Below are 11,319 nucleotides of genomic sequence, written 5' to 3'. Positions count from 1 at the left end.
CCGAATGTCTTGGTTTTTTTTCTTTTTTTTGGTTGGTGGGACCGGTTGGGGCTCTCCCCCCCCCCCCCCCCCCGAACCGCAGAGAAGGCTTCGTATCGGGGTGTGGGGGAGGGGCTGGGTGCCTCGCTGTTTGGGTGTGCGGGCGGGGGTTGGGTGCCTCGCTGTTGGGGTGCTGGTTGCGGGTGGGTTACCCGGGTGGAGCAATCGGTTGTCCGGCCGGTCAGTGTGATGCGTCACAAGATCGAGTCGGTTCGGTGGGGTGGCGCGGTTCTTGAAGGGGCCTTTACCGCTGGTCTCGCCGTTGAGGCTGGGGGTGGGCCTGGGGAACCGCTCTGTGAAGTTAGGGCTGCCTTAGTCCGCAACCCCTAGGGACAAGAGTGTGACTCACGTCCTACACTCCCCCCATGCTTTGTGAATCGCTTCACAACCGCGACGTGTCGCTTGTGAACTATTTCACAAGCGTGCCGTGGTCCGGACACGGGCCGTAAGGGCGCCCTGACCCTCGGCGGTGTGACCCAGCTCCCTTAGGGTTCGCAGCCGAGGACTCGGACCACCACCCGAGAACAACCCGCAGCGGCGCGGAAAGGATGGCGAAGACCCCGTGCTGATGGTGCCCGTGCTGGCGCAGGCCGATCCCGGACCGGCAGCGCCCGGACTGAACGTGTATCTGCCGCTCGTCCTGCTCTTCGTGCTCGCGGCGGCGTTCGCCGTGTTTTCCGTGCTGCTGGGTCCGCTCGTCGGGCCGAAGCGGTACAACCGGGCGAAGACCGCGGCTTACGAGTGCGGCATCGAACCGTCGCCGCAGCCGCTCGTCGGCGGCGGCCGGATGCCGGTGGCCTACTACATCACGGCCATGCTCTTCATCCTGTTCGACATCGAGATGGTGTTCCTCTACCCGTTCGCGGTGAACGCCAACGCACTCGGTGTCTTCGGCCTGGTGGAGATCGTGCTGTTCATCGTGACGGTCGGGTTCGCGTACGCCTACGTGTGGCGGCGCGGCGGCCTGGATTGGAACTGAACCCATGGGCCTGGAAGAAAAACTCCCCAACGGCATTCTGCTGGCCAGCCTCGAGGGACTGGTCAACTGGGCACGCAAGAACTCGCTGTGGCCAGCCACCTTCGGGCTCGCCTGCTGCGCGTTCGAGATGATGTCGGTCGGCGGTTCGCGCTACGACATCGCGCGGTTCGGCATGGAGCGGTTCTCCGCTACGCCGCGCCAGGCCGACCTGATGATCGTCGCCGGCCGGGTGACTCAGAAGATGGCCCCGGTGCTGCGGCAGATCTACGACCAGATGGCCGAGCCCAAGTGGGTTCTCTCGATGGGCGTCTGCGCCTCGTCCGGCGGCATGTTCAACAACTACGCCGTGGTGCAGGGCGTCGACCACATCGTTCCGGTCGACATGTACCTGCCCGGCTGCCCGCCGCGGCCGGAAATGCTGCTCGACGCGATCCTCAAGCTGCACGCCAAGATCCAGGACGAGCCGATCAACGCCCGCCGCGCCGCGATTCGCGCGGCCAGCGGGGCCCGTACCGAGCTGATCCCGTCCTCGATCAAGTACGCGAAGAAGTGAGCACCGGTGCCTGAGAACCCCGAAGAGACTCCCGAAACCGGCGGCCCGCAGTCCAGCGCGGAGCGGCCCGAAGCCGGTCTCGAAGCGCACGGTCCCGGAGCCGCCGAACCGGTCGTCGCCGGTCGCGAGCGCAAGGGCATGTTCGGTGTCCGCGGCAGCGGGGACACCTCCGGTTACGGCGGCCTGCGGCTGCCCGCCTACAGCCCGCCGCCCGCGGAGCGTCCGTACGGCGGCTGGTTCGACGAGTTCGCCGACGAGTTCATGGCCGCCTTGGCGGACAACAAGATCCCGCCGTCGGCGATCCTCCAGACCACCGTCGACCGCGGCGAGATCACCTTCTACGTCAGCCGCGAGCACCTCGTCGACATCGCCAAGGTGCTGCGCAACGACCCGGGCCTGCGGTTCGAAATGCTGATCGCGGTCACCGGCGTCGACTACGGCGTGGACGTCCCGCAGCGGATGCACACGGTCTACGACTTCCTGTCGATGACCTACCGCCGCCGGATCCGGCTCGAAATCACCATGGACATGGACGACCTGCACGTCCCGTCGCTGGTTCCGGTCTACGCGACCGCGGACTGGCACGAGCGCGAGGCCTACGACATGTTCGGCATCGTCTTCGACGGCCACCCCGGGCTCACCCGGATCTTCATGCCGGACGACTGGGACGGCTACCCCCAGCGCAAGGACTACCCGCTCGGCGGGATTCCCGTCGAATACAAGGGCGCGGAAATCCCGCCCCCGGACCAGCGGAGGTCGTACTCGTGACTATCAACGACGAAACGACGGAAGCCGAATACGCCGAAGTCCGGGAAACCACCGAAGGCCCGGTCTACCACGTGTCCGGCGGCGACTGGGACGAAGTACTCGGCGACGCCCAGCACGACGACCGCATGGTCATCAACATGGGCCCGCAGCACCCGTCCACGCACGGCGTGCTCCGGCTCGTGCTGGAGCTGGAAGGCGAGACGATCACGCAGCTGCGCGCGGTCGTCGGCTACCTGCACACCGGGATCGAGAAGAGCGCGGAGTTCCGCAACTGGACCCAGGGCGTCACCTTCGTGACGCGCGCGGACTACCTCGCCCCGCTGTCCAACGAGATGTGCTACTGCCTTGGCGTCGAGAAGCTGCTGGGCGTCAAGGCTCCGCCGCGCGCGGAGCTGCTGCGCGTGCTTCTCCTCGAGCTCAACCGGATCACCTCGCACCTGGTGTTCATCGCGACCGGCGGCATGGACCTCGGCGCCACCACCGCGATGACGCTCGGCTTCCGCGAGCGCGAAGAAGCCATGCACCTGCTGGAGTACCTGACCGGCCTGCGGATGAACCACGCGTTCATCCGGCCCGGCGGGCTCGCCCAGGACTTCCCCGAGGACTGGACGGAGAAGGTCCTCGACTTCGTCAAGCTCATGGACAAGCGGCTTCCGTTGTACGACAAGATGTTCACCGGGCAGCCGATCTGGCGCAACCGGCTCAAGGACGTCGGCGTGCTGCCGCTCGACGCGTGCCTCGAACTCGGCGTCACCGGTCCGGTGCTGCGCGCCGCGGGCCTGCCGTGGGACCTGCGCAAGACCGAGCCGTACTCGCGCTACGACGAACTCGAATTCGACGTGCCGACCTCGACCGACGCGGACAGCTGGGCGCGGTATCTGCTGCGGCTGGAGGAAATCCACCAGAGCCTGCGGATCATGAAGCAGGTCGCGAAGATGGCCGAACCGGGCCCGGTCATGGTGGAGGACAAGAAGATCGCCTGGCCCGCGCAGCTGTCCATCGGCAGCGACGGCATGGGCAACTCGCTCGGCCACGTCAAGAAGATCATGGGCCAGTCGATGGAATCCCTGATCCACCACTTCAAGCTCGTCACCGAGGGCTTCCACGTGCCGCCGGGCCAGGTCTACGCGGCCGTCGAATCGCCGCGCGGCGAGATCGGCGCGCACCTGGTGTCCGACGGCGGCACCCGTCCGCTGCGCGTGCACCTGCGGGAGCCAAGTTTCGTGAACATGCAGGCGATGCCCGCGATGGCCGAAGGCGGCCTGGTGGCCGACCTCGTCGTCGTGATCGCCTCGATCGACCCGGTTCTGGGGGGAGTTGACCGATGACGAACCCGACCGCAGTCCCGGAGCCGGGGCCGCACGACGCGACGAAGACGTACGCCGCCGCGGCAGCCGACACCGATGTCGCCGCGATCGCGCCCGATCCGGCTGTCGCCGAGGGAATCCTCGCCGACACGCCCGCGGTGGACGTGTTCGACGCCGACACGCACCGCGAGGCGAAGGAACTCATCGCCCGGTACCCGATGTCGCGTTCGGCGCTGCTGCCGATGCTGCACCTCGTGCAGTCGGTGCAGGGCTACGTGAGCCAGGAGGGCATCGCCTTCTGCGCCCGGCATCTCGACCTGACCGACGCCGAGGTCAGCGCGGTCGCGACGTTCTACACCATGTACAAGCGCCGCCCGTGCGGCGAGCACCTGGTGAGCGTCTGCACCAACACGCTGTGCGCGGCGCTGGGCGGCGACGACATCTACAAGAAACTCCAGACGCACCTCGGCTCCGCGGAAAAGCCGTTGGGGCACGAGGAAACCGCGGGCACGCCAGGCGAGCCGGGCTCGATCACCCTGGAGCACGCCGAATGCCTCGCGGCCTGCGACCTCGGCCCGGTCATCCAGGTGAACTACGAGTACTTCGACAACCAGACGCCGGAGCAGGCGGTCGCGCTCGTGGACGCGTTGCAGGCGGGGAAAAAGCCCGCCCCGACGCGCGGTGCGGCGCTGACCGACTTCAAGGGCGCGGAGCGGCAGCTCGCCGGGTTCTGGCCCGAAGACGAGGCTGCTTACCGCAGTGCCGTGGACGGTCCTTCGCAGGCGGTCGAGACCCTGCGCGGGGCGCAGATCGCGGCTGACCGCGGCTGGTCGGCCCCCGGCATGCAGGACGTTCCGCTTCCAGAAGTGGAGAAGAAGTAATGGCCGATCCCATCACTCCGGTCCTCACGAAGCGCTGGCTCTCCCCGGAATCCTGGCGCATCGAGACCTACGAGGCGCTCGAGGGCTACACCGCGGCGCGCAAGGCGCTGGCCGCCACGCCCGAGCAGCTCGTGCAGGTGGTCAAGGACTCCGGATTGCGCGGCCGCGGCGGCGCGGGGTTCCCAGCGGGCGTGAAGTGGTCGTTCATGCCGCCCAACGAGGACAAGCCGCACTACCTGGTGATCAACGCCGACGAGGGCGAACCGGGTACCTGCAAGGACATTCCGCTGATGATGGCGGACCCGCATTCGCTGATCGAGGGCTGCATCATCGCCTCGTACGCGATGCGGTCGCACCACTGCTTCATCTACGTCCGGGGCGAGGCGCTGCACTGCATCCGCCGGCTCAACGCGGCCGCGCGCGAGGCGTACGCGAGGGGCTACCTGGGCAAGAACATCTTCGGCACCGGCTGGGACCTTGAGCTGACTGTGCACGCCGGGGCCGGCGCGTACATCTGCGGCGAGGAAACGGCGTTGCTGGACTCGCTCGAAGGCCGCCGCGGCCAGCCCCGGCTCAAGCCGCCGTTCCCCGCCGCCGCCGGGCTGTACGCCGCGCCGACGACGGTGAACAACGTCGAGACCATCGCGAGCGCGCCGTACATCATCAACGCCGGTTCGTCCTGGTTCCGCGAGATGGGCCGGGAGAAGTCGCCCGGCCCGAAGATCTACTCGATCTCCGGCCACGTCGAGAAGCCCGGCCAGTACGAATGCCCGCTCGGCACCACGCTGCGCGAGCTGCTGGAGCTGGCCGGCGGCATGAAGGACGGCATCCCGCTCAAGTTCTGGACGCCGGGCGGGTCCTCGACGCCGATGTTCACCGCCGAGCACCTCGACGTCCCGCTCGACTTCGAGGGCGCGGCCGAGGCCGGTTCGATGCTCGGCACCACGGCGGTCCAGGTCTTCAACGAGACCGTTTCGGTGCCGTGGGCGGTCATGAAGTGGACCCAGTTCTACGAGCACGAATCCTGCGGCAAGTGCACGCCGTGCCGCGAGGGCACGTACTGGCTGGCGCAGATCCTGGAGCGGATGGTCGAGGGCCACGGCACCGAGGAGGACATCGACACCCTCCTGGACGTGTGCGACAACATCTTCGGCCGCTCGTTCTGCGCGCTCGGCGACGGCGCGGTGTCGCCGATCCAGAGCGGCATCAAGTACTTCCGGGACGAGTTCCTGGCTCTGTGTGAGAGCAACAAGCGTGAATTGGTGGGAGCGCAGGCATGACGATCGCGCCCGACAAGCCCGAGACGGCTGAGACGCCGGTCCCCGAGGGCTACGTCAAGCTGACTATCGACGGCGAAGAGGTCATCGCGCCCAAGGGCGAGCTGCTGATCCGCACCGCCGAACGGCTCGGCACCAGCATCCCGCGGTTCTGCGACCACCCGCTGCTCGACCCGGCGGGCGCCTGCCGCCAATGCCTGGTCGAGGTCGAAATGGGCGGCCGTCCGATGCCGAAGCCGCAGGCCTCGTGCACGATGACGGTCGCCGACGGCATGGTGGTGAAAACCCAGCTCACCTCGCCGGTCGCGGACAAGGCGCAGCAGGGCGTGATGGAGCTGCTGCTCATCAACCACCCGCTGGACTGCCCGATCTGCGACAAGGGCGGCGAATGCCCGCTGCAGAACCAGGCGCTCGCGCACGGCCGCGCGGAATCGCGGTTCGTGGACACCAAGCGCACGTTCCCGAAGCCGCTGCCGATCTCGTCGCAGGTGCTGCTGGACCGGGAACGCTGCGTGCTGTGCCAGCGCTGCACCCGGTTCTCCGAGCAAATCGCCGGCGACCCGTTCATCGCGCTGCTCGAACGCGGCGCGCACCAGCAGATCGGCACCGCGGAAACCGCCGACGTGCTGGACCTCGCCTCGCGCACCACCGGCGGCGAGCCGTTCCAGAGCTACTTCTCCGGCAACGTGATCCAGATCTGTCCGGTCGGCGCGCTCACCAGCGCGGCGTACCGGTTCCGGTCGCGGCCGTTCGACCTGGTGTCGGCGCCGAGCGTGTGCGAGCACTGCTCGTCCGGCTGCGCCGAGCGCACCGACTTCCGGCGCGGCAAGGTCCAGCGCAAGCTGGCCGGCGACGACCCGGAGGTGAACGAGGAATGGCTGTGCGACAAGGGCCGTTTCGCGTTCCGCTACGTGCAGGCCAGTGACCGGATCCGTCGTCCGCTCGTCCGCAACGCTCAAGGCGAGCTGGAGGAAGCATCCTGGACCGACGCGCTCCGGATCGCCTCGGCCGGGCTGCTGAAGGCCCGCGAGGGCAAGGGCGGCGCTGTGCTCACCGGCGGTCGGCTGACTGTCGAGGACGCCTACGCGTACTCGAAGTTCGCCCGGATCGCCTTGCGCACCAACGACATCGACTTCCGCGCCCGCGCGCACTCGGACGAGGAACTGGCTTTCCTTGCCTCGACGGTCGTGGGCACTACGCCGGAAACCGGCGTGACGTTCACCGAGATCGAGAACGCCCGCACGGTGCTGTGCGTGGCGTTCGAGCCCGAGGACGAAGCGCCGATCGTGTTCCTGCGGCTGCGCAAGGCGGCCCGCAAGAACCGCACCCGCGTTGTCCACTTGGGACAGTGGACGACTTCCTCGGTGCGCAAGACCTTCGGCGAACTGCTGGCCTGCGTGCCCGGCGGCGAAGCGGCCGCGGTGGACGGCATCGCACAGCACGCGGCCGACCTCGACGCCGCGCTCAGCGGCGACGGCGCGGTGATCCTGGTCGGCGAGCGGGCCGCGGAAATCCCCGGCCTGTTCTCCGCACTGGCGCGGCTCACCGAGCGCACCGGAGCCCGGCTGGCGTGGATCCCGCGCCGCGCGGGCGACCGGGGCGCACTCGAAACCGGTTGTGTGCCAACGCTTCTGCCGGGCGGGCGCTCGGTCGCCGACGAGGCGGCTCGCGCCGAGGTCGGCAAGCAATGGGGCGTCGAGCTTCCGGCCGAACCGGGCCGTGACGTCACCGGCATCCTCCAGGCCGCCTCGGGCGGACAGCTGGACGCGCTGGTGGTCGGCGGCGTCGACCCGAACGACCTGCCGGACCCGGACCTGGCCCGCCGCGCGCTCGACAACGCCGGGTTCGTGGTCAGCCTGGAACTGCGGGCGAGCGAGGTCACCGAACGGGCCGACGTGGTCCTGCCGATCGCCCCGGCGGTCGAGAAGGCGGGCAGCTACCTCAACTGGGAGGGCCGCCGCCGCGCCTTCGACATCACCCTGGAGGGCACCGGTTCCCTTTCCGACGGCCGGGTGCTCGACACCCTCGCCGTCGAAATGGACGCCGACCTGTTCACCCAGACCCCGGCCGCCGCCGCGGGCGATTTCGCGAAGCTCGCGCCGGTCGCCTCCTCGGTGCCCGCGCCGTCGGTCGCCGCCGCGGCGGCCCCGGTCCCGAACGGCAAGGCAGTGCTCGCCACCTGGCGGCAGCTGATCGACAACGGCTCGCTGCAGGACGGCGAACCGCACCTCAAGGGCACCCAGCGGCCGCCGGTCGCGCGGCTTTCGGCGAAGACCGCCGAAGGTCTTGGCCGGACCGTCCGGGTGTCGAACGAGCGCGGGTCGATCACCCTGCCGGTCGAGGTCGCCGACCTGCCGGACGGCGTCGTGTGGCTGCCCGGCAACTCCGACGGCTCGGCCGTCCGCGCCGCACTCGCCGCCGGACACGGCGCGCTCGTGCAGATCTCCGGAGGTGACCAGTGAGCCCGCAGCTCACGCAGTTCCTCGCTGCGTATCCGGACGCGGCCGAACGGGCCCGGCTGCTCGCCGACGACCCGTGGTGGCTCGTCCTGCTCAAGGCGGTCGTGGTCCTGCTGATCGGGCCGGTCCTGACGATCTTCCTGATCGTGTGGGAGCGCAAGGCGATCGGCCGGATGCAGAACCGGCCCGGCCCCAACCGGGTCGGCCCCGGCGGTTACCTGCAGTCGCTCGCCGACGCGATCAAGCTCCCGTTCAAGGAGCAGATCATCCCGGACACCGCCGACCGCAAGGTGTACTTCCTCGCCCCGGTGCTGTCCGCGGTTCCCGCGCTGATCGCGCTGTCGGCCATCCCGTTCGGCCCGGTGGTCTCGATCTTCGGGCACCAGACGGTGCTGCAGCTGATGGACCTCCCGGTCGGCGTGCTGGTGATCCTCGCCTGCTCGTCGGTCGGCGTGTACGGCATCGTGCTGGCCGGCTGGTCGTCCGGCTCGCCGTATCCGCTCTTCGGCGCCATGCGCTCGGCGGCGCAGGTGATCTCCTACGAGATCGCGATGGGCCTGTCGATCGTCGCGGTGATCCTGTACTCCGGTTCGCTGCAGACGTCGGAAATCGTGCAGGCGCAGACGCACGGCTGGTACTTCTACATGCTCATCCCGAGCTTCGTGATCTACGTGATCTCGATGGTCGGCGAGACGAACCGCGCGCCGTTCGACCTCCCGGAGGCCGAATCCGAGCTGGTCGGCGGCTTCCACACCGAGTACAGCTCGATGAAGTTCGCGATGTTCTTCCTCGCCGAGTACGTCAACATGGTGATCGTCTCGGCGTTCTGCACCACGCTGTTCCTCGGCGGCTGGCGGTTCCCGTTCGTCGGCGACGATTCGCCGCTGAACCAGAACTGGTGGCCGATCCTCTGGTTCTTCGCCAAGACCTTCATCCTGCTGTTCGGCTTCATCTGGCTGCGCGGCACGCTGCCCCGGCTGCGCTACGACCAGTTCATGCGGCTGGGCTGGAAGGTGCTGGTCCCGGTCAACCTGGTGTGGATCGTGGTCGTGGTCGCGATCAAGACGATCCAGTGGAGCTGGCCGCAGATCCTCGTCGGCGTCGGCGTCGTGCTGGTGGTGCTCGTGCTGCTGAGCCTCGCGTTGCCGGACAAGAAGCTGCCCGAATCCGATTACGTCGACCTGGCCGGAAGCGGCTACCCGCTGCCGCCGCTGGACCTGCGGGTCCCGGACGCGACGCCGCGGCAGCAGGCGCTGGCCAAGGCGGAGGCGAAGGCCGCGCGGCGCAAGCCGGCCGGCGTCACCGCGGCGGCCGCACAGGAAGGAACAGAAGATGGCGGCAACTGACTTCCTCAATCCCATCAAGGGATTCGGCGTCACCTTCGGGATGATGTTCAAGAAGGTCGCGACCGAGGAGTACCCCGAGGCCGGAGCCCCGGCCGCGCCGCGCTACCACGGCCGTCACCAGCTCAACCGGCATCCGGACGGGCTGGAGAAGTGCGTCGGCTGCGAGCTGTGCGCGTGGGCGTGCCCGGCGGACGCGATCTTCGTCGAGGGCGGCGACAACACCGAAGAGGCGCGGTACTCGCCGGGCGAGCGCTACGGCAAGGACTACCAGATCAACTACCTGCGCTGCATCGGCTGCGGCCTGTGCATCGAGGCGTGCCCGACCCGGTCGCTCACCATGACCAACTTCTACGAGCTGGCCGACGACGACCGGCAGCGGCTCATCTACACCAAGGAAGACCTGCTCGCCCCGCTGCTGCCGGGCATGGAGCAGCCGCCGCATCCGATGCGGCTCGGCGACAACGAGCAGGACTACTACGTGAACGGTCCCGAACTGGCCGCGCACGCGCAGCAGCAGGAGGCGAAGAAGTGATCGCCGCCCTTCTCGCGCAGGCCCCGGCCAGCGTCGACGCGTCCGTGACGACCGGCGAGGCCATCGCGTTCTGGATCCTCGGACCGCTCTCGCTGCTGGGCGCGCTCGGGATGATCTTCTCCCGCAACGCCGTGCACTCGGCGCTGTGGCTGGTGCTCACGATGCTGACGCTCGGCGCGCTGTACATGACGCAGAACGCGCCGTTCCTCGGGTTCACCCAGATCATCGTCTACACCGGCGCGATCATGATGCTGTTCCTGTTCGTGCTGATGCTGGTCGGCCGGGACAGTTCGGACTCGGTGGTCGAGGTGCTGCGCGGGCAGCGGCTCGCCGCGGGGGTGCTCGGCATCGGACTCGCCGCGCTGATCGCCGCGGGCGTGTTCCGCGCGATGGTGAACGTGACCCCGGCCAAGCCGCTCGACCCGTACCAGCAGACCGGCGGCGGCCCCGGCGGTCTCGGCAGGCTGATCTTCACCCAGTACCTGTTCCCGTTCGAGCTGACCTCGGCGCTGCTGATCACCGCCGCGCTCGGCGCGATGGTGCTCGCCTTCACCGGCCGCAGCAGCAAGAGCAAGCTCTCCCAGCGCGAACTGGTCAAGCTGCGCTTCCGCGGCGAGCACGACCGTCCGTCGCCGCTGCCCGGCCCCGGCGTGTTCGCCACCGCCAACTCGGTCTCCACCCCGGCGCTGCTGCCGGACGGTTCGGTCGCGCCGGAGTCGCTGTCGGAGATCATCGAGGCCACCTCGGCGATCCGGCTCATGCGCGAGCGCAAGCTCATCGCGGACGAGGGCCCCAAGCCCGACGCGCACGCACTGGTCGGCGGCGTCGAAAAGGCTGAGCCCGCCGAGGAAGAAGGGGAAGGAAAGTGACCCCGAGCTACTACCTGCTGCTGTCCGCGCTGCTGTTCTGCATCGGCGCGGTGGGCGTGCTGGTCCGCCGCAACGCGATCGTCGTGTTCATGTGCATCGAGCTGATGCTGAACGCGGTGAACCTGACCCTGGTCACCTTCGCCCGCATCAACGGCGGGCTGCACGGCCAGGTGATGGCGTTCTTCGTGATGGTCGTCGCGGCCGCCGAGGTCGTGGTGGGGCTGGCGATCATCATGGCGATCTTCCGCACCCGCCGCTCGGCCTCGGTCGACGACACGAACCTGCTGAAGTACTGAGGGAGACGACCGA

11 protein-coding genes are annotated in these 11,319 nt (G+C 68.6%); all 11 read left to right on the top strand.

The features are described 5' to 3' along the window. Positions 1-607: 607 nt before the first annotated feature. Genes ACZ63D_RS33765 through nuoK form a run of 11 tightly spaced genes read left to right on the top strand, consistent with a single transcriptional unit; the run spans position 608 to position 11,306 of the window. Positions 608-1,018: an NADH-quinone oxidoreductase subunit A gene (locus ACZ63D_RS33765; protein ID WP_409186807.1), complete on the top strand. Its 411-nt coding sequence runs from the start codon at positions 608-610 to the stop codon at positions 1,016-1,018. Positions 1,019-1,022: 4 nt separating this feature from the next. Next, complete coding sequence (locus ACZ63D_RS33760; protein ID WP_009072052.1) at positions 1,023-1,571, top strand: NuoB/complex I 20 kDa subunit family protein; 549 nt, start codon at positions 1,023-1,025, stop codon at positions 1,569-1,571. Between the two features lie 6 nt (positions 1,572-1,577). Beyond that, entirely contained in the window at positions 1,578-2,339 is a 762-nt protein-coding gene (locus tag ACZ63D_RS33755; RefSeq protein WP_465358362.1) for an NADH-quinone oxidoreductase subunit C, read from the top strand. Next, positions 2,336-3,667 (top strand): NADH-quinone oxidoreductase subunit D, encoded by a 1,332-nt coding sequence (locus ACZ63D_RS33750; protein ID WP_465358361.1) that lies wholly within the window; start codon positions 2,336-2,338, stop codon positions 3,665-3,667. Before ACZ63D_RS33755 ends, ACZ63D_RS33750 begins: the two co-directional genes overlap by 4 nt. Continuing rightward, a complete protein-coding gene (gene nuoE / locus ACZ63D_RS33745; protein WP_465358360.1) occupies positions 3,664-4,527 on the top strand; it encodes an NADH-quinone oxidoreductase subunit NuoE in 864 nt (287 codons plus the stop codon). Before ACZ63D_RS33750 ends, nuoE begins: the two co-directional genes overlap by 4 nt. After that, complete coding sequence (gene nuoF, locus ACZ63D_RS33740; RefSeq protein ID WP_465358359.1) at positions 4,527-5,807, top strand: NADH-quinone oxidoreductase subunit NuoF; 1,281 nt, start codon at positions 4,527-4,529, stop codon at positions 5,805-5,807. Before nuoE ends, nuoF begins: the two co-directional genes overlap by 1 nt. Beyond that, positions 5,804-8,266 carry an NADH-quinone oxidoreductase subunit G gene (locus ACZ63D_RS33735; protein WP_465358358.1) on the top strand — a complete coding sequence of 821 codons (2,463 nt, stop codon included), beginning with the start codon at positions 5,804-5,806 and terminating at the stop codon, positions 8,264-8,266. Before nuoF ends, ACZ63D_RS33735 begins: the two co-directional genes overlap by 4 nt. Then, the gene (gene nuoH, locus ACZ63D_RS33730; protein WP_465358357.1) at positions 8,263-9,609 is read left to right on the top strand and encodes an NADH-quinone oxidoreductase subunit NuoH; all 1,347 of its coding nucleotides are present in this window, start codon (positions 8,263-8,265) and stop codon (positions 9,607-9,609) included. Before ACZ63D_RS33735 ends, nuoH begins: the two co-directional genes overlap by 4 nt. After that, positions 9,596-10,141: an NADH-quinone oxidoreductase subunit NuoI gene (nuoI, locus tag ACZ63D_RS33725; protein WP_465358356.1), complete on the top strand. Its 546-nt coding sequence runs from the start codon at positions 9,596-9,598 to the stop codon at positions 10,139-10,141. The genes nuoH and nuoI overlap by 14 nt, the downstream gene beginning before the upstream one ends. Further along, positions 10,138-11,010 (top strand): NADH-quinone oxidoreductase subunit J, encoded by an 873-nt coding sequence (locus ACZ63D_RS33720; RefSeq protein WP_465358355.1) that lies wholly within the window; start codon positions 10,138-10,140, stop codon positions 11,008-11,010. Before nuoI ends, ACZ63D_RS33720 begins: the two co-directional genes overlap by 4 nt. Then, complete coding sequence (gene nuoK / locus ACZ63D_RS33715; protein ID WP_033291119.1) at positions 11,007-11,306, top strand: NADH-quinone oxidoreductase subunit NuoK; 300 nt, start codon at positions 11,007-11,009, stop codon at positions 11,304-11,306. Before ACZ63D_RS33720 ends, nuoK begins: the two co-directional genes overlap by 4 nt. Positions 11,307-11,319 lie beyond the last annotated feature (13 nt).

This window comes from Amycolatopsis sp. NPDC104775 (assembly GCF_055583325.1).
Note: the sequence above shows the minus strand (reverse complement) of the source record. Positions and strands in the feature narration are given on the sequence as shown.